The sequence below is a fragment of the Stenotrophomonas sp. Steno-Z1 genome (assembly GCF_056393175.1).
In genome coordinates this window covers 379,095-398,089 of the sequence record NZ_JBWJPB010000003.1, presented here as the reverse complement: position 1 = coordinate 398,089, position 18,995 = coordinate 379,095, and the positions used below count along the sequence as shown (strand labels likewise).

Below are 18,995 nucleotides of genomic sequence, written 5' to 3'. Positions count from 1 at the left end.
ACCAGGGATGGGCGCTGCCGCGACCGGACCTGATCCGCCGCGTCGCGCCGCGACCCGACCCGCCGCGAACAAGAGAATGGCTGCACGAGGCGGCCGCTCTTCATTACTGGCGCCGGCCATCCACGGCATTACGAGGCAGGCGGGATACGGCAAAAAGCCAGGTAGAGCCGAGCCATGCTCGGCTGCCTTTCGCGCGGGGCAAGAGCAGCCGAGCATGGCTCGGCTCTACCAGGGATGCGCGCCGTCCAGTCCAGTCCCGCCGCGCCGCGCCGCGTCCTGTCCCATCCCGTCCCGTCCCGTCCCGTCCCATCCCATCCCGTCCCTCCCCGTCCCTCCCCGTCCCTCCCCGTCCCTCCCCGTCCCTCCCCGTCCCTCCCCGTCCCTCCCCGTCCCTCCGCGCGGCGAACAGCAGAACGGCCGCACAATGCGGCCGTTCTTCATTGCACTACCGAACGCATCAGCCCCTGGCGACGGTCGCCACGGCCTGGGCCACGTACGCCAGGTTGCCCTGGTTGAGCGCGGCCACGCAGATGCGGCCGGTGCCGACGGCGTAGATGCCGAACTCGTCGCGCAGGCGGTCCACCTGCGGGCGGGTCAGGCCCGAGTACGAGAACATGCCGGCCTGGTCGTTGATGAAGGCGAACTGCGGTGCACCGGCGGCGACGAGGTTTTCCACCAGGCCGTGGCGCAGGGCGTGGATGCGCTCGCGCATCTCGGTCAGTTCCGCTTCCCACACCTGGCGCAGCTCGGTGCTGTTGAGCACGCCGGCCACCAGCGCCGCGCCGTGGTTGGACGGGCTGGAGTAGATGGTGCGGATGATGCGCTTGACCTGGGACTGCACGGCCTTGGCCGCGGTCGCGTCCGGGGCCACCACCGACAGCGCGCCAATGCGTTCGCCGTACAGCGAGAACGACTTGGAGTACGAGTTGGCGACCACGAAGCTGTCGATACCGGCTTCGGCGATGATGCGCACCGCGGCGCCGTCTTCGCTGATGCCCTTGTCGAAGCCCTGGTAGGCCATGTCGATGAACGGGAACAGCTGGCGGTCCTTCAGCAGCTCGGCCACCTGCTTCCACTGGGCCAGGGTGAGGTCGGCACCGGTGGGGTTGTGGCAGCAGGCGTGCAGCAGCACTACGGTGCCCGGCTGCAGCTTGCCGAGGTCGGCCAGCATGGCGTCGAAGTCCACGCCGTGGGTGGCCGGATCGAAGTAGCTGTATTCGACGACCTCGAAGCCGGCGGCGCCGAACACGGCGCGGTGGTTTTCCCAGCTCGGGTTGCTGATGGCGATGGTGGCGTGCGGCAGCAGCTTGTGCAGCAGGTCCGCGCCGACGCGCAGCGCACCGCTGCCGCCGATGGTCTGCGAGGTGGCCACGCGGCCGGCGGCCAGCAGCGGCGAATCCTTGCCGAAGACCAGTTCGCGGGTGGCCTGGTTGTAGGCCGGCAGGCCGTCGATCGGCAGGTAGCCGCGCGGTTTGGCGTCATTGGCCAGCTGCTGCTCGATCTGCTTGACGGCGCGAAGCAGCGGAATGCGGCCGCTCTCGTCGTAGTAGATGCCCACACCCAGGTTGACCTTGGTCGGGCGGCTGTCGGCGTTGTATGCCTCGGTCAGGCCCAGGATCGGGTCGCCTGGGACCAGTTCCACATTTGCAAAGAAGGACACGGCGGTACTCATTCGGATGACGGAAGGGGGAGGATGTCGCGACGCAGGTTGCGGCAGAATCAGCCAAAACCGACCCATCGTAACAAAGCCACGCCGAGGGCGCGGCGGCCGCCGTCACAACCGCTTCCCGTACCATGGCGTGCGGCCCCCACCCCGCCGAGGACCTCGTACCGTATGCGCCGTTTGCCCCCGTTCGTTCCCTCCTGCGCGCTGCTTTCGGCGGTGTTTCTGCCGAACCTGGCACAGGCCGCACCGCCCGCCGACGGTGCCCCGCCCGTGGAGCGACTGCCCACCGTTCAGGTGCAGGCCGCGCGGGTACAGCAGGTGGAGGATGTGGACCTGCCGGCGTCGCTCACCACGGTGTGGCTGGATGACGAGTCCAACGGCAGGCTGGCCCAGCTGTCCGAGGCGCTGGGAGGCATTCCCGGGGTGGTCGCGCGTGATCGCCAGAACTATGCGCAGGACACCCAGCTGTCGATCCGCGGCTTCGGTGCGCGCTCCACCTTCGGCGTGCGCGGCGTGCGCGTGCTGGTCGACGGGGTGCCGGCGACCATGCCCGATGGCCAGGGCCAGCTCTCCCACGCCAGCCTGCTCTCGGCGCAGCGGGTGGAGGTGCTGCGGGGCCCGTTCTCCGCGCTGTATGGCAACTCCTCCGGCGGCGTGGTGCAGGTCTGGAGCGCCGAGGGCGCAGCGGACGACCCGTGGCGGTTGCGCCTGGACACGGGCAGCGACAACACCCTCAGCGCCGGCGCGCAGCTGCGCGGCCAGCAGGGGCCGATCCGCTACAACGTGGCGGCCAACCATTTCCGCACCGATGGCTGGCGCGAGCACAGCGCCGCGCGGCGCGAATCGCTCAATGCACGGCTGGGGGCCGACGTGGGCGGCGGCCAGTTGGACCTGGTCCTGAACTACTTCGATTCGCCCGACGCGCAGGACCCGCTGGGGCTGAGCCGGTCCCAGGTCAACGCCGACCCGCGCCAGGCCACGTCGGTGGCCACGCAGTACAACACCCGCAAATCGGTGCGCCAGGCCCAGGCCGGGCTGGTCTTCACCCGTACCGACGGCGCCCACACCTGGCGCGCGATGGGCTACGCCGGGCAGCGCAGCGTCGAGCAGTTCCTGGCGATCCCGCCGGCGCCGCAGGCCAACCCGCTGCATGCCGGCGGGGTGATCGACCTGGACGGGGACTACGGTGGCGTGGATGCGCGCTGGAGCTGGCATGGCGACTGGGCCGGGCGGCCGTTGGATCTGGTGATCGGCGCCAATGCCGACCGACAGGCGCAGGATCGCCGGGGTTACGAGAACTTCGTCGGGGATCAGGTGGGCATCAAGGGACGCCTGCGTCGCGACCAGGCCGACCGCGTCGAGAACGTCGACCAGTTCGCCCAGGCCTGGTGGCAGTGGGCGCCGCGCTGGTCGCTGCTGCTCGGCGTGCGGCATAGCACGGTGCGGTTCCGCTCCCGCGATCACTACGTCACCGCCGGCAACCCCGACGACAGCGGTTCGCGGCGTTACGACGCCACCACCCCGGTCGCCGGGGTGGTGTTCCGTGCAAGCGACGCCTGGCGGCTGTACGCGTCGGCCGGGCGGGGCTTCGAGACGCCGACCTTCAACGAGCTGGGCTATCGCGCCGACGGCCAGGCCGGGCTGGCGCTGGACCTGTCCGCCGCGCGCAGCCGCAACCTGGAGGTGGGCAGCAAGTGGCATGCGCAGAGCGGCGCGCAGGTCGAGGCCGCGCTGTTCCGCGCCAATACCGATGACGAGCTGGCGGTGGCCAGCAACAGCGGCGGCCGCAGCACCTACCGCAACATCGGCCGCACCCGCCGTGAGGGTGCCGAGGCCCGCTATGCGCAACCGCTGGGCACGCAGGCCGACCTGTCGCTGGCCTACACCTGGATCGAGGCCACGGTGCGTGATCCGTACCCGCTGTGCGGCAACTCCGGCTGCACGACCGTCGCCGCCGGCGCGCGCCTGCCCGGGGTACCCCAGCAGCAGTGGAACGTGCGTCTGCAGTATCGGCCCGGGCCCTGGCAGTGGGCGGCCGAGGTGGTGGCCTCCAGCGACACCGTGGTCAACGACCTGGCCACCGAGAAAGCCGCCGGATACGCGTTGCTGAACCTGGAAGTGGCGCGCCGCTGGAGCACCGCCCAAGGCACGTTGCGCGCCTTCGCCGGGATCGACAACGTGCTGGACCAGCGCTACATCGGCTCGGTGATCGTCAACGATGGCAACCAGCGCTATTTCGAGCCGGGCCCGGACCGCCGTTACAGCGTCGGCCTGCAGTGGCAGTGGGCGCCGTGACCGGCGCCTGAGCCGGCGCCGGCGGGTGGGTCAGCGCGGCACCTTGGCCGGCACGAACGGCGAGGTGGGGTCGCTCGCCGGGAAGGTCTCGTCCAGTGCCTCGTCCTGGTTGTCGCTGGCGTGGTCCTTGCGGGCCTGGCGCTGCTCGGGGTGTTCGCGGCCGCCGGGGTGCGGGGTGCCGGTCGGGTCCTTGCGGTCGCGATAGCCATGGCTGGGGCCGGCGACCACCGGCAGGTGGTCCGGGTCGGCGGGCGCGGGCATGCCGGCGCCGCGGTCCTCGGCGTCCTGGTTGTCGTGCTTGGCGCGCTGTTCGCCTGGAACGGGCGTGGTGGCTTCGCGCAGTGGATCGCGTTGCATGGGGGTATCTCCAGGACGGGGGCAACCACTACAGCGCTTGCCAGGTGAAGTCCCTGCGAATCGCCCGCTTTGAACGGATCTGTCACGGCTGGCTAACGGCGGCGGGGCTATTCCTGCCTGCCCCACGCACTGCCGGAGTCGTGCCATGCCCCGCCTCGACCGCCGCGCCGCCCCCGCGCTGTTCCACGCCTACCTGGAGCCGGTCCGGAGCGCGCGTCGCGTGCGCCGCGACCGCACCGAGGAAGCCCAGGCGGTGGCCCAGGACTACCTGCAGTACATGCGCAACGATTACGAGCAGCGGCGCGGCCACGGCCACCGCAGTTGGCGCGACCTGTACCCCGCGTATGCCTTCGCGCTTACCACCCATTACGCGGACTGGCCGCGCGGCAGCGATGACACCGATGGCGAGCTGGCCGAGCACTGGGAACAGATGCGCGGGCAGTCGCGGCTGGGCTGGGCGCAGGCGCGCGGCATCGTCGAGGACGCCTGGCTGGCGCTGGACCACATGCCGGCCACGGCGGTGCACGGCCTGCTGCAGTAGCGCGTAAAGGGCACCTGCACGGTGCGGACACGGGCGTTTCACGTGGGCCGGGGTACAGCTGCGTTCTCTACCACGCTGGAGTAGCACCGCCATGGCCCGACCGATCTGGACCGGCACCTTGTCGTTCGGGTTGCTCAACGTCCCGGTGTCGCTGATGTCGGGCGAACGCAAGGTCGACCTGCAGTTCCGCATGCTCGACTCGCGCGACCGCAAGCCGATCCGCTTCGAGCGGGTCAACGCGGACACTGGCGAAGAAGTGCCGTGGAAGGACATCGTGAAAGCCTACGAGTACGACAAGGGCAGCTACGTCGTGCTGGAAGAGGACGACATCCGCTCGGCCGCGCCGGAGAGCCACGAGGCGGTGGAAGTGGAAACCTTTGTCGATGCCACCACCATCGATCCGCGGTACTACGAGAAGCCCTACCTGCTGGTGCCGGCCAAGAAGGCCGAGAAGGGCTACGTGCTGTTGCGCGAGACGCTGCGCAAGACCGGAAAAGTCGGCATCGCCCGGGTGGTGGTGCGCACGCGCGAGTACCTGTGCGCGGTGATGCCACACGGCGACGGCCTGGTGCTGATGATCCTGCGCTACCCGCAGGAGCTGGTGGACCCGGACGATTACAAGCTGCCCAGCGGCAGCCTGGCCGAGTACCGGATCAGCAGCAAGGAAACCGCGATGGCCGAGCAGCTCATCGATTCGATGTCCGGTGAGTGGAAGCCGGATGACTACCACGACGAGTTCCGCGAGCGCCTGCAGACGCTGCTGACCAAGCGGATCAAATCCAAGGGCGGCACCACCCGGGTGGAGGACGAGCCTGTCCCGCGCGAGGACGATGCCACCAACGTGGTCGACTTCATGTCGCTGCTGCAGAAAAGCCTGGATGCGAAAAAGCGCACGCCGGCGAAGAAGACGGCGGTGACCGCCGCGCCCAGGAAGGCGGCGGCGAAGAAGGCCGCGGCGAAAAAGGCCAAGCCTGCCGGGAAAGCCGCCAAGGCGACCAAAAAGACCGCCACGCGCAGCACCACGCGCAAGGCCGGATAAGCGCACATGTCACTGCAGGAATACCGTCGCAAACGCCGCTTCGATGGCACGCCCGAACCCGACGCCGAGCGTCGCGCCGCACAGGCACGCCGCCCGATCTTCGTGGTGCAGCTGCACCACGCCAGTTCACGGCATTACGACTTCCGCCTGGAAGCCGATGGCGTGCTCAAGAGCTGGGCGGTGCCGAAGGGGCCGTCGCTGCGCGTGGGCGAGAAGCGCCTGGCCGTGGAAGTGGAAGACCATCCGCTGTCCTATGCGACGTTTGAAGGCGATATTCCGACCGGCCATTACGGCGCCGGACACGTGGATGTTTACGACCATGGCACCTGGGCGTGCGACGGCGATCCGCTCGAGGCGATGGCCGCCGGCAAGCTCGACTTCGTCCTGCACGGTGAGCGGCTCAAGGGCGGCTGGAAGCTGGTGCGTACCGCGATGAAGGGTAAGCAGCACCAGTGGCTGCTGATCAAACGCGACGATGACGATGCACGCGATGCCGAGGCCGACGACCTGCTCGATACGGCGCCCGCACGGCGTACGGCTGGCAAGCGGACGGCCGCCTCGACGCCCCGTGCTGGCACCGGCAAGGCAGTGAAGAAGGCCGCCAAGGCACCGGCGGTGCGCAAGGCCGACGCGCGCTGGCACGCGCGCGCGCTGGCGCTCCCGGACGCGCGGGACACACCCTATCCGCCCGGCTTCAAGCCGCAGTTGACCGATCACCGCGCCACCGCCCCGGACGGCGATGGCTGGCTGCACGAGATCAAATGGGACGGCTACCGCCTGCTGGCCGAGGTCAGCGACGGCGTGGTGTCGTTACGCTCGCGCGGTGGCCTGAACTGGACCGATGACTTCCCCGAAGTGGTGCAGGTGCTGTCGGCGCTGCCGGTGCGCGACCTGCGCCTGGACGGCGAGCTGGTGGTGCTGGATGCGCAGGGTCGCAGCGATTTCACCGCGCTGCAGAAGGTCATCGACGGCACGGCGAAACAACCGCTGCGCTATGTGGTATTCGACATGCCCGGCCTTGCCGGCGTGGACATCAGCCGCTCGCCGTTGCTGGCACGCAAGGCGCTGCTCAAGGACCTGATCGGCCCCACGCCCGGCACGCTGGCCTACAGCGAGCACGTGATCGATCACGGGCCTGAGGTGTTCGCGGCCAGCGGCGAAGCCGGGTTCGAAGGCATCATCAGCAAGCGCATCGATGCCGCCTACGTCAACGCGCGATCGCCGGCCTGGATCAAGATCAAGCACGAGAACACCGATGAGTTCCTGATCGTCGGCTACACCGAACCCAAGGGCGCACGCAGCGGGTTTGGTTCGTTGTTGATGGCCACCCCGGACAAGGGCGGCCTGCGCTACGTGGGCCGTGTCGGCACCGGGTTCGACGATGCGCTGTTGCGCGCGCTGACCCGGCAGCTCGCCGCCTTGGCCGTGGACGATGCGGCGGTCACCCTGCCCGCGCATGTGCCGTTCCCCGCGCGCAGCGTGCACTGGGTGGCGCCGGTACTGGTGGCCGAGGTTGCCTTCCGCGGCTGGGCCAAGGAAGGCTTGTTGCGCCAGGCCAGTTTCAAGCGCCTGCGCGAGGACAAGGCCGCGAAGGATCTGGGCGGCGCGCGGAAAGCCTCTACCGCCGAAAAAAAGACCCACGCCAGCAAGACCCGGACCAAGGCCAGCGCCGCGGCGGCAACCCGCGGTGCCGATGACGACGCGGGTGACGTCAACATCAGCCACCCCGAGCGCGTGGTGTTCGCCAAGGCGAAAATCACCAAGGGCGAGGTGGCCGACTACTACCGGCAGATGGCCCGGTGGATCCTGCCCGAGGTGGCGCGCCGGCCGCTGTCGCTGCTGCGCTGCCCGGATGGGGTGGACAAACCCTGCTTCTTCCAGAAGCACCACGGCACCGGCCTGGGCGAGGCGGTGCAGGCCATCCCGCTGGAACAGAAGAGCGGGCGCGAGGACTACCTTTACATCGAGGATGTGCAGGGCCTGCTGCAGCTGGTGCAGATGAACACGCTGGAGCTGCACCCATGGGGCGCCACGGTGGCCGACCCCGAGCACCCGGACCGGCTGGTGTTCGACCTGGACCCAGGCGAGGGCGTCAGCTGGGCGCAGGTCAAGAGCGCCGCACGCGATATCCGCGACCGCTTGCTGGAGACCGGCCTGCAGAGCTTCGTACGCCTGTCCGGCGGCAAGGGCGTGCACGTGGTGGTGCCATTGCAGCCCAAGGCCGACTGGGCGCAGGCCAAGGTGTTCTGCGAGGCCTTCGCGCAGGCCATGGCCGAGCATGCCCCGGACCGCTACGTGGCCACCATGAGCAAGGCCAAGCGCACGGGGGTGATCTTCATCGACTGGTTGCGCAATGCGCGCGGTGCCACCAGCGTGTGTTCCTGGTCGCTGCGCGCGCGGCCCGGTGCCGGCGTGGCGGTGCCGCTGCGCTGGGAAGAGCTGGGCCGGGCAAGCGCACCGGATGCGTTCCCGTTGGCCAAGGCCCTGCAGCGGGCGCAGCGGTTGAAGCAGGACCCGTGGGAGGGCATCGACACGGTGAAGCAGGTCCTGCCCGGGGCCTGATCCACCGCAGCACCGTCGCCCTTCCACCCGCCTTCCCGACACGCGCGCGGAGGCGGCCCTGCCTCGCCGTGCATGACCCTCAACGCGGTCGGCAGCGCGCGCCCAGCCAGATCCCGGCCGCCTGCACCGGTAGCGAGACCAGCAGCACCACCACGAACCAGAACGGGAACTCGCTGCCCAGGTCCCAGGCCGCATAGACCGATGCGGCGGCAATCACCGCCCAGACCACGCCCCCGTGCACGTAGGGCGCCTTCGGTGCATAGCGCGCGGCGAACGCGGTGGCGGCCGCGCCACCGAGGATGGTCCAGGCCAGGTCCCAGCCCAGCCGTGCCTGCCCGCCCTCGCCGAGCCCGATCCACGGCGCGATCCAGCCGGCGGCGCCGCTGACCATGCCGAGCACGAACAGCGCCACCACCACGCACAGCACGGAGAGCACGGCGGTCTTGGCAAGCGACAACGCGGACATGGCGATCCAGGGCACGGGCAGGGCGCCCATTATGGACGCCTGCGCAGGCTCAGGCCTTGCCGGCGGCCCTGAGCCGGGCGAACTCGGCATCGCTGAACAGCCGCGAGCGCACCAGGAAGCGCACGCCCTCGCCGTTCTCCAGCGAGAACATGCCGCCACGCCCGGGCACCACGTCGATGATCAGTTGGGTGTGCTTCCAGTACTCGAACTGCGAGGCACTGATGTAGAACGGCGCGCCGCCGATGTCGCCCAGCCGCACGTCGCGATCGCCGACGATGAAGTCGCCCTGCGCGAAGCACATCGGCGAGGAGCCGTCGCAGCAGCCGCCGGACTGGTGGAACAGCAGGTCGCCATGGCGAGCCTGCAGCGTCTCGATCAGTTGCAACGCCGGCAGCGTGGCCATTACCTGGAGCGGGAGGTCGGTCATGATCGGGTGCCATGGGCGCCGGCCCATGGCCGGCAGGACGGAAGAACCGGCGCTGCCGTCCTGCTGCCGCCGGGAGAGGGGACGCGACGCAGGACGGCAACGCGCAGCCGGTTACGCACTCATGTCCAGCACCACGCGGCCCTCGATCTTGCCGGCCTGCATGCGCGCGAAGATGTCGTTGATGTTCTCCAGCGAATCGCTTGTGACCGTGGCGGCCACCTTGCCCTGCTCGGCGAATTCCAGCGATTCCTGCAGGTCCAGCCGGGTGCCGACGATCGAGCCGCGCACGGTGATGCCATTGAGCACCATGCCGAAGATATCCAGCGGGAAGTTGCCCGGCGGCAGGCCGTTCAACGAGACCGTGCCGCCACGGCGGACCATCCCCAGCGCCTGCTCGAAGGCCTTCGGCGAGACGGCCGTGACCAGCGCGCCATGCGCACCGCCGATCTCCTTCTTCAGGAAGGCGGCCGGGTCGGTGTTGCGCGCGTTGACGGTGATCGTCGCGCCGAGTCGCTCGGCCAGCGCAAGCTTGCCATCGTCGATATCCACCGCCGCCACGTTCAACCCCATCGCCTTGGCGTACTGCACGGCCATGTGGCCCAACCCGCCGATCCCGGAGATCACCACCCACTGCCCGGGCCGGGTGTCGGTGACCTTCAGGCCCTTGTACACGGTGACGCCGGCGCACAGGATCGGCGCCACCTCGATGAAGCCCACGTTTTTGGGCAGCAGGCCCACGTAATCGGCGTTGGCCAGGGCGTATTCGGCGAAGCCGCCGTTGACCGAGTAACCGGTGTTCTGCTGGGCTTCGCACAGGGTTTCCCACCCGCCCATGCAGTGCTCGCAGTGGCCGCAGGCCGAGTACAGCCACGGGATGCCGACGCGGTCGCCTTCGCGGATATGGCGCACACCGGCACCCACCGCGACCACGTGGCCGACGCCTTCATGGCCGGGGATGAACGGAGGATTGGGCTTGACCGGCCAGTCGCCGTCGACCGCGTGCAGGTCGGTGTGGCACACGCCACACGCTTCGATCTTCACCAGGATGTCGCCCGGGCCGGGACGCGGCACCTCGACCTCCTCGATGCGCAACGGCGTGCCGAACTCGCGGACGACCGCGGCCTTCATGGTCTTGTTCATGCGTGGATCTCCGTGGATTGCCAATGACGGCACTGTGGTGCCGGCCTCATGCCGGCGCCTTGATCGGAATCAACCGGGGGCTCAGAAGAAGCCCAGCTTCTTCGGCGAGTAGCTGACCAGCAGGTTCTTGGTCTGCTGGTAGTGGTCGAGCATCATCTTGTGGTTCTCGCGGCCGATGCCCGACTGCTTGTAGCCACCGAAGGCCGCGTGCGCCGGGTAGGCGTGGTAGCAGTTGGTCCAGACCCGCCCGGCCTGGATGCCGCGGCCCATGCGGTACAGGCGCGAGGCATCGCGGCTCCACACGCCGGCACCCAGGCCGTACAGGGTGTCGTTGGCGAGCTCCAGCGCTTCCTCCTCGGTCTTGAACGTGGTCACCGAGACCACCGGCCCGAAGATCTCCTCCTGGAACACGCGCATCCTGTTATGGCCCTTGAACACGGTCGGCTTCACGTAGAAGCCGCCGGCCAGGTCGCCGTCGAGCTTGGCCTGCTCGCCGCCGATCAGCACCTGCGCACCTTCCTGCCGGCCGATGTCGAAGTAGGAGAGGATCTTCTCCAACTGCTCGGAGGAGGCCTGTGCGCCGACCATGGTGGTGGGATCGAGTGGATTGCCCTGTTTGATCGCGGCCACGCGCGCGAGCGCACGCTCCATGAATTTCTCGTAGATCGATTCCTGGATCAGCGCGCGCGAGGGGCAGGTGCACACCTCGCCCTGGTTGAAGGCGAACAGCACGAAGCCTTCAACGGCCTTGTCGAGGAAGTCATCGTCCTCGGCCATCACGTCGGCGAAGAAGATGTTCGGCGACTTGCCGCCCAGTTCGAGCGTCACCGGGATCAGGTTCTGGCTGGCGTACTGCATGATCAGACGGCCGGTGGTGGTCTCGCCGGTGAAGGCGATCTTGGCGATGCGCGGGTTGGAGGCCAGCGGCTTGCCCGCCTCCACGCCAAAGCCGTTGACCACGTTGAGCACGCCCTTGGGCAGCAGGTCGCCGATGACCTCCATCAGCACCAGGATCGAGGCCGGGGTCTGCTCGGCCGGCTTGAGCACCACGCAGTTGCCGGCCGCCAGCGCCGGGGCGAGTTTCCAGGCGGCCATCAGCATCGGGAAGTTCCACGGGATGATCTGCCCCACCACGCCGAGTGGCTCATGGAAGTGGTAGGCGACGGTGTCCTTGTCGATCTCCGACAGGCTGCCTTCCTGTGCGCGCACCGCACCGGCGAAATAGCGGAAGTGGTCGGCCATCAGCGGCACGTCGGCGTTGAGCGTCTCGCGGATCGGCTTGCCGTTGTCCCAGGTCTCGGCATGCGCGAGCAGCTCGAGGTTCTCTTCGATGCGGTCGGCGATCCGGTTGAGGATGTTGGCGCGCTCGGTGGTCGAGGTCTGGCCCCAGGCCGCCCTGGCGGCGTGCGCGGCGTCGAGGGCGGCCTCGATGTCCTCGGCATTGGAGCGCGCCACCTCGGTGAACACCTTGCCGGTCACCGGGGTGGTGTTCTCGAAGTACTGGCCGCTGCGCGGGGCCACCCACTCCCCGCCGATGTAGTTGCCGTAGCGCGGCTTGAAGATGGACTGCGGATCGGTGGCGTGCGGCTTGGCGGACGTGACAGCGTTCATCGGGGTGTCTCCGGCAGAGGTGGAAAGGCCCATCGGGGTCCCTTCCCTGCCGCAAGGACGATGCCAGCTTTGCCCTGCTGCACTGCGGCACCCGCTCATGCGGTGCGGTGCCGCACTCGACCCATCGAATCTGTGGCAGTGCAGCACGGCAGGTCATTGCGCGGTAACGCCGGCTGTGCTGTTTATCGGAACAGGTCCCGCTACAACTGTCGCAGAGTGCGACACTGGAGAATCAGGTGTCCCAGCTTCCGCTCCAGCACCGCGTCGGCAATGCGCGCCGCTCGTTCTTCGAGCGCGGCGCGGCGCCGGTCGGCATCGTCCCCGATACCATCCTGCAGTCGTGGCAACGCTGCCTGCGTGGCGGCTTGTCGGTGGATGCGCAGCCGGAGGTGGAGCCGCTGCCGGATGCGCGCCTGCGCGAACTGCGCGAGCGCCAGCAGAAGCTGTGGCGCCTGGCACGCCCGGAGCTGGACGGCCTGGCGGCCGATATCGCCGCGGCCGGCAGCATCGTGCTGCTCACCGACGAGGATGGCTGGATCCTCGACGCAGAAGGCAACCCTGGTTTCCTGGACAAAGCCGGGCGCGTGGCGCTGATGCCGGGCGTGCGCTGGGATGAGACCACGGTGGGCACCAACGCGATCGGCACCGCGATCGTCGAAGGCCGCTCGGTGGAAGTGCGCGGCGGCGAACACTACTTCGCCCCGCACGGCATCCTGACCTGCTCGGCCACGCCGATCTTCGACCCCTACGGCCAGCGCGTGGGCGTGCTGGACATCTCCGGCGACGCGCGCCTGCAGCACCTGCATGCGCGGGTCCTGGCGCGGCAGGCGGTGGCGCACATCGAGCACCGCTACTTCGACAGCGGGCTGGCCGATTGCCAGCTGCTGCGCCTGCACCATGATGCGGCCCTGTTGGGCACCGCGCGCGAAGGCATCCTCGGCTTCCGCAGCGGGCGGTTGGTGGCGGCCAACCGCGCCGGGCTGGCGCTGTTCGGGCTGGAGCATGCCGACATCGGCCACGCACCGTATGCGGCGCTGTTCGATGGGCCGCTGGCGCGGTTGCACGACGATGGCGCGTTGATCGACCGCCAGGGCCGCGCGCTGTACGGTCACCTGGACGATCGCAGCCACGCGCCGTCGCGGGTACCTGCCCCCGGGCGTGCGCCCGCCGCCCTGCCGGTGCCGCCGCGCCGTGTCGCCCCGGTGGATGCCACGCCCTTGTTCGATGCCGACCAGCAGCGCGTGCTGGAACGGGCCTGCCGCGTGCTGGATGCGCAGCTACCGGTACTGCTGCAGGGCGAGACCGGGACCGGCAAAGACGTCTTCGCGCGTGAACTGCACCGGCGCAGCATGCGTGCCGGCAAGCCGTTCGTGGCGGTCAACTGCGCGGCGCTGCCCGAGGGCCTGATCGAAGCCGAGTTGTTCGGCTACGAAGAGGGCGCGTTCACCGGTGCGCGCCGGCAAGGCAGCCCGGGCCTGCTGCGCCAGGCGCAGGGCGGGGTGTTGTTCCTGGATGAAATCGGCGACATGCCGCTGGCCCTGCAGCCGCGCCTGTTGAGGGTCCTGCAGGAACGCACGCTGTCGCCGCTGGGCGGTGGAAAGCCGGTCCAGCTGGATTTCGCGCTGATCTGCGCCACCCACCGCGACCTGGACCAGGCCATGCAGGCCGGCGGGTTCCGCAGCGACCTGTACTACCGCATCGCCGACCACACCGTCACCTTGCCGCCGTTGCGCGAGCATGCCGACCGCCCCGCCCTGGTGGCCGGGCTGTGGGCACGCCTGGGCCAGGGCCGCGTGCTGGAGCCCGCGGCGCAGGCGGCGCTGGCAGCGCACGCCTGGCCAGGCAACGTACGCCAACTGTGCGCATGCCTGCGCACGCTGGTGGCGTTGAGCGACCCTGGTGAGGCCATCGGCCTGGACGCACTGCCGGCCCAGGTCCGCATGCCCGCGCCAGCGGTGGCGCCGGCGCGTGGCGCTGACGCAGGACTGCAGGCGATGACCCTGGCGGCGATGCGCGACGCGCTGGCCGCCAGTGAGGGCAATGTGGCGCAGGCGGCGCGGGCGCTGGGCATCAGCCGCAGCACCCTGTACCGCCGCCTCGGTGAGGCCGCCCACCGGCACTGAGCCGGCGCTCCGCCTCAGCCGACCAGGGCGGCCGAATCGCGCGCCAGCTGTTCGATCCCGGCCCAGTCGCGGGCCTGCAGCAGCGCCCGCGTGGTCAGCCAGGAACCGCCCACGCACAGCACGTTGGGCAGGTGCAGGAAATCGCGCGCGGTCTGCGCGCTGATCCCGCCGGTGGGGCAGAACCGCACGTCGCCGAACGGCCCGTTCCAGGCCGAGAGCATCGCGGCACCACCGGCCTGCACGGCCGGGAAGAACTTGAAGGTATCCAGGCCCTGTTCCAGCCCGAGCATCAGTTCGGAGGACGTGGCGACGCCGGGCAGGAACGGCAGGTCGCTATCGCGCGCGGCGGCATACAGCCGCGGGGTCGCGCCCGGGGCCACCGCGAAGCGGCCACCGGCCTGTTTCACCTGTTCCATCTGCGCGGCACTCAGCACGGTGCCGGCGCCGACCACCGCGTCGGGCACGGCGTCCACCATCGCCTTGATCGCCTCCATCGCCACCGGCGTACGCAGGGTCACCTCGATCACCGGCAGCCCGCCGTTGAACAGCGCGCGCGCCACCTCGACGGCATCGTCGACGTTTTCCGGGGTGAACACCGGAATCACCGGGGCCAGTTTCAGGACTGCGCGTACGCGCGGATCAGCGCCGGACATCGAATCGCTCCTCGCCCGTGAGGGCCATGATGTCAGCCTCGCTGACAGGGTTGAAGTCGCCGGGAATGGAGTGCTTCAGGCAGCCTGCGGCCAAGCCGAAGCGCACGATCGCGTCCGGCGCGAAGCCGCGCATCATGCCATGCAGGATGCCGGCGGCGAAGGCATCGCCACCGCCGATGCGGTCGACGATGCCGATCATCTCGCGCGTGGGTGCCACCGCACGGGTACCGTCGCGCCCGAGCAGCATCGCCCCGAGCGCATGGTTGTCCACGCTGTGCGGCGTGCGCTGGGTGCAGGCCATCCACTGCAGCCGCGGGAAGGCGGCAAAGGCCTGCGCCGCCGCCGCATCGACACGCTCGGCGAGCTGCGCCTGCGGGAAGTCGCCGCCGAGGACCACGCCGATGTCGCGGTAGTCGGCGAAGGCCACGTCGGCACAGGCGAACAGGTCGCGCAGGATGCCGGCCGCGTCGCCCTGCCAGCGCGCCCACAGCGATGGGCGGAAGTTGCCGTCGAAGGACACCTTCACCCCGCGCGCGCAGGCCGCGCGCGCCGCGGCGAGCGTGGCCTCGGCCATCGCCGGGTTGAGCGCCGGGCTGACCCCGGACAGGTGCAGCCAGTCGGCGCCGGCCAGCAGCGCGTCCCAGTCGTAGTCGGCGGCGCTGCCGCTGGCGAACGCCGAGTCGGCACGGTCGTAGACCACTTCGCTGGCGCGCTGCACCGCGCCGGTGGTGAGGAAGTACAGGCCCATGCGCCCCGGCCGCACCCGCACGTGGCTGGTGTCCACGCCGTGCCGGCGCAGTTCGCCGGCGACGAAGCTGCCCAGTGGGTTGTCCGGCAGCGTGCTGACCATCGCCACCGCGTGCCCCAGGTGCGCCAGCGAGACGCCGACATTGGCCTCCGCGCCGCCGGCGTGCACCGCCAGCTGCGCGCTCTGCAGCAGCAGCTCACGGCCGGGCGCGCTCATGCGCAGCAACAATTCTCCAAAACAGACGACACGACTCATGGTGGTGGATCCTTGTGAAGGCCAGGGCCGGTGGAAAGCCGCCCAAGCGGAATGGCTAGCGGTGTCATTCTAGCCTTGCGGCGCCAGCCGTCCACCGGGCGAAATGTCGAAAGCATTGTCCCGCAAGCCTCCAGGGGACATTCAAAATCTGTTGCGCTGCAAGATGCTCCTTCTGGAGCGGGCTGTTAACGTCCGCCCTGACCAGCGGTGTCATTGCACTGACATGTCGCCGGATAGCTGTTTCATGTAGCACCTTGGGAGAGGGAAAACATGCAATCTCGAAACATCCAGAAAAAGACACCGGTTACCTTGCTTGCCCTGTCGATCGGCCTGGCGCTGAGTGGTACCGCGCTGGCCCAGGAAACGCCCACCGACCTGGACACGGTCACGGTCACCGGCTACCGCGCCAGCGTCGAGAAGGCGCTGGACATCAAGCGCGGCGAAGCCGGCGTGGTCGATGCGATTGTCGCCGAAGACATCGGCAAGTTCCCGGACCTGAACCTGGCCGAATCGCTGCAGCGCATCCCCGGCGTGGTCATCACCCGCGAAGCCGGCGAAGGCCGCAACATCTCCGTGCGTGGCCTGGGCCCGGACTTCACCCGCGTGCGCATCAACGGCATGGAAGCGCTGACCACCGTCGGCGCCGGCGACCAGAGCGGCGGTACCAACCGCGGCCGCGGCTTCGACTTCAACGTGTTCGCCTCGGACCTGTTCTCGCAGCTGCTGGTGCGCAAGACCGCCTCGGCCGATGTGGAAGAGGGTTCGCTGGGTGCCACTGTCGACCTGCGCACCGCGCGCCCGTTCGACTACGACGGCTTCACGTTCGCCGCCAGCGGCCAGGCCAGCTACAACGCCATGGCCGAAAAGGCCGACCCGCGCGTGGCCGCACTGATCTCCAACACCTTCGCCGATGGCACCTTCGGCGCGCTGCTGTCGGTGGCCTACTCCGAGCGCCAGGCGCTGGAGGAAGGCTCCAACACCGGCCGCTGGGCCAACGGCCCGAGCAACAACAACTTCAACGCCGCCTCGCCGTTCGCCGCCGCGCGCAGTGCCAACGTCTACCATCCGCGGTTCCCGCGCTACGTGCAGATGGAACACGAGCAGAAGCGCCTGGGCGTCACCGGCACCCTGCAGTGGAAGCCGACCGAATCGACCGAAATCTCGCTGGACACGCTGTACTCCAAGATCGACGCCAAGCGCGACGAGCACTACATCGAGGCGATTTCCTTCAGCCGCGGCACCAGCACCACCCCGCGCCTGGTCGGCAAGCCGGCGATGATCGTCAAGAACGGCGCGATCGAGAACAACGCCCTGGTCTACGGTGAGTTCGACAACGTCGACATCCGCACCGAAAACCGCCATGACGAGTGGAGCACCGAATTCAAGCAGATCGCGCTGAACGGCCAGCACCGTTTCGGCGATGACTTCACCTTGTCCGGCAAGGTCGGCATCTCGCGCTCCAAGCACGAGAACCCGATCCAGACCACGATCATCATGGACAAGTACGACGTCGACAATTACAGCTACGACTACCGGGGCAACAGCCGGTTCCCGACGCTGAACTACGGCATCGACCCGACCAATCCGGCGGGCTGGGAACTGGCCGAAATCCGCCTGCGCCCGCAGTACGTGGACAATGACTTCGATACCGGCCAGATCGACTTCAACTGGAACATCAGCCCCGGCTTCCGCCTGAAGGGCGGCATCCTGGCCAAGAACTACACCTTCAAGACGGTCGAGCTGCGCCGCGCCAGCGAGCTGGCCGTGCCCAACTTCCCCAACGGCAGCAAGATCGTGCCGGTGGACATGACCCAGCAGGAAGGCCTGAAGGGCATCACCGGCAGCCCCAACAACTGGGTGGTGCCCAACCTCGACGCGATCGCCGACCAGTTCGACATCTACAGCAACAGCGGCATCTTCGCCGTCGCCCCGCGTGCCAACAACGTGCGCAGCGTGGACGAAGAGGATCGTGGCGGCTACCTGATGGGCGAGTTCTCCACCGAGCTGGGCAGCATCCCGTTCTCGGGCAACGTCGGCGTGCGCTATGTGCGCACGAAGCAGACCGCCACCGGCCTGTCCACGCTGACCACCACCACGGTGTCCACCACCGCCGAGCGCACCTACGACGACACCCTGCCCTCGTTCAACCTGGTGGCGGAAATCACCCCGGACTTCCTGATCCGCCTCGGCGCGGCCAAGGTGATGAGCCGTCCGGGCCTGGGCAACCTGACCCCCGGTTCCACCGTGGCCGTGGCCGGCGCGGCGCGCACCATCGCCACCGGCAACCCGGACCTGGACCCGATCCGCGCGACCAACGTGGACCTCGGCTTCGAGTGGTACTTCGCCGAAGGGGCGATGGCCGGTGTCGGTCTGTTCTACAAGGACATCGAGACCTTCATCCAGACCACCCGCGAAACCCACCCGTACAGCTTCAGCGGCCTGCCCGACGCGCTGCTGATCGGCACCGGCGCCAGCCCGGACAGCGACTTCACCTACACCAAGCCGGTCAACACGCCGGGCGGCGAGCTCAAGGGCGTGGAGGTCAACTACACCCAGCCGTTCACCTTCCTGCCGGGCAAGTGGTCCAACCTGGGCGTGCAGTTGAACTACACCTGGGTCGATTCGCAGATCCAGTACATCAACTCCAGCGGCCAGCCGGTGCTGAAGGCCGATCTCACCGGCCTGTCGCGCAACTCGTGGAACGCCACGCTGTTCTACGAGGGCAAGGTGTTCTCCGGCCGCGTCTCGGCGACCAACCGCGACGACTACCTGACCCAGGTGACGGGCACGGAAGCCGGCTTCAACCTCGACGGCTACCACGGCATGACCGGCACCACCTTCATCGACGCCTCGATCCGCTACGCGATCAACGAGAAGCTGGAGCTGAGCCTGGAAGGCATGAACCTGACCAACGAAGCCAGCGACGAGTGGGTCTACTCGCCGTCCACCGGCCAGCTGCCGCTGCAGTACACCGAGACGGGGCGTCAATTCATGCTCGGCGTGCGTTACAAGTTCTGATCCACGCCAGACGGCGGCGGCGTGAGCGATCGCGCCGCCGCTGTTGCGTCGCAAGATGTTGGGGAACGTCGGCTTTGCTAGCGTGCGTTGCGTG

Annotated in this window: 14 protein-coding genes; 6 read left to right on the top strand and 8 right to left on the bottom strand. The window is 68.9% G+C overall.

Annotated elements, in window-relative coordinates; translation table 11 throughout:
• Positions 1 to 457: 457 nt before the first annotated feature.
• Entirely contained in the window at positions 458 to 1,660 is a 1,203-nt protein-coding gene (locus tag AC06FD_RS12430; RefSeq protein ID WP_478077967.1) for an amino acid aminotransferase, read from the bottom strand.
• Positions 1,661 to 1,834: 174 nt separating this feature from the next.
• Here AC06FD_RS12430 and AC06FD_RS12425 point away from each other — a divergent pair, with 174 nt between their 5' ends.
• Positions 1,835 to 3,961, top strand: a complete 2,127-nt coding sequence (locus tag AC06FD_RS12425; RefSeq protein WP_478077966.1) for a TonB-dependent receptor family protein — start codon at positions 1,835 to 1,837, stop codon at positions 3,959 to 3,961.
• Between the two features lie 30 nt (positions 3,962 to 3,991).
• On the opposite strand, the gene AC06FD_RS12420 is transcribed toward AC06FD_RS12425, so the two are convergent.
• Positions 3,992 to 4,318, bottom strand: a complete 327-nt coding sequence (locus tag AC06FD_RS12420; RefSeq protein ID WP_259208002.1) for a hypothetical protein — start codon at positions 4,316 to 4,318, stop codon at positions 3,992 to 3,994.
• Between the two features lie 145 nt (positions 4,319 to 4,463).
• Between AC06FD_RS12420 and AC06FD_RS12415 the strand changes: the two genes are divergently transcribed.
• The 3 genes from AC06FD_RS12415 (at position 4,464) to ligD (ending at position 8,460) form a co-directional block, all read left to right on the top strand.
• A complete protein-coding gene (locus tag AC06FD_RS12415) occupies positions 4,464 to 4,859 on the top strand; it encodes a hypothetical protein (RefSeq protein WP_394164351.1) in 396 nt (131 codons plus the stop codon).
• 91 nt (positions 4,860 to 4,950) lie between these two features.
• The gene (ku, locus tag AC06FD_RS12410) at positions 4,951 to 5,898 is read left to right on the top strand and encodes a non-homologous end joining protein Ku (RefSeq protein ID WP_394164352.1); all 948 of its coding nucleotides are present in this window, start codon (positions 4,951 to 4,953) and stop codon (positions 5,896 to 5,898) included.
• Between the two features lie 6 nt (positions 5,899 to 5,904).
• A complete protein-coding gene (gene ligD / locus AC06FD_RS12405; RefSeq protein ID WP_478077965.1) occupies positions 5,905 to 8,460 on the top strand; it encodes a DNA ligase D in 2,556 nt (851 codons plus the stop codon).
• A 79-nt stretch (positions 8,461 to 8,539) separates the two neighbouring features.
• Here the strand turns inward: ligD and AC06FD_RS12400 are convergent, their stop codons facing one another.
• The 4 genes from AC06FD_RS12400 to adh form a co-directional block, all read right to left on the bottom strand.
• Positions 8,540 to 8,956, bottom strand: coding sequence for a hypothetical protein (locus AC06FD_RS12400; RefSeq protein WP_259207993.1), 417 nt, complete (start codon positions 8,954 to 8,956; stop codon positions 8,540 to 8,542).
• Positions 8,957 to 8,975: 19 nt separating this feature from the next.
• Positions 8,976 to 9,353 (bottom strand): DUF779 domain-containing protein, encoded by a 378-nt coding sequence (locus tag AC06FD_RS12395; protein ID WP_478077964.1) that lies wholly within the window; start codon positions 9,351 to 9,353, stop codon positions 8,976 to 8,978.
• 111 nt (positions 9,354 to 9,464) lie between these two features.
• The gene (gene adhP, locus AC06FD_RS12390; protein ID WP_394164355.1) at positions 9,465 to 10,493 is read right to left on the bottom strand and encodes an alcohol dehydrogenase AdhP; all 1,029 of its coding nucleotides are present in this window, start codon (positions 10,491 to 10,493) and stop codon (positions 9,465 to 9,467) included.
• Between the two features lie 81 nt (positions 10,494 to 10,574).
• A complete protein-coding gene (gene adh, locus AC06FD_RS12385) occupies positions 10,575 to 12,104 on the bottom strand; it encodes an aldehyde dehydrogenase (RefSeq protein WP_478047381.1) in 1,530 nt (509 codons plus the stop codon).
• 236 nt (positions 12,105 to 12,340) lie between these two features.
• On the opposite strand from adh, the gene AC06FD_RS12380 reads away from it, so the two are divergent.
• A complete protein-coding gene (locus AC06FD_RS12380) occupies positions 12,341 to 14,227 on the top strand; it encodes a sigma-54-dependent Fis family transcriptional regulator (RefSeq protein ID WP_478077963.1) in 1,887 nt (628 codons plus the stop codon).
• Positions 14,228 to 14,241: 14 nt separating this feature from the next.
• Here the strand turns inward: AC06FD_RS12380 and eda are convergent, their stop codons facing one another.
• Both eda and AC06FD_RS12370 read right to left on the bottom strand, forming a co-directional pair.
• On the bottom strand, positions 14,242 to 14,880 hold the full coding sequence (gene eda / locus AC06FD_RS12375; protein WP_478077962.1) for a bifunctional 4-hydroxy-2-oxoglutarate aldolase/2-dehydro-3-deoxy-phosphogluconate aldolase: 639 nt from the start codon (positions 14,878 to 14,880) through the stop codon (positions 14,242 to 14,244).
• A complete protein-coding gene (locus AC06FD_RS12370; protein ID WP_478077961.1) occupies positions 14,867 to 15,883 on the bottom strand; it encodes a sugar kinase in 1,017 nt (338 codons plus the stop codon). The genes eda and AC06FD_RS12370 overlap by 14 nt, the downstream gene beginning before the upstream one ends.
• Before the next feature lie 270 nt (positions 15,884 to 16,153).
• On the opposite strand from AC06FD_RS12370, the gene AC06FD_RS12365 reads away from it, so the two are divergent.
• On the top strand, positions 16,154 to 18,901 hold the full coding sequence (locus AC06FD_RS12365; protein ID WP_259207975.1) for a TonB-dependent receptor: 2,748 nt from the start codon (positions 16,154 to 16,156) through the stop codon (positions 18,899 to 18,901).
• Positions 18,902 to 18,995 lie beyond the last annotated feature (94 nt).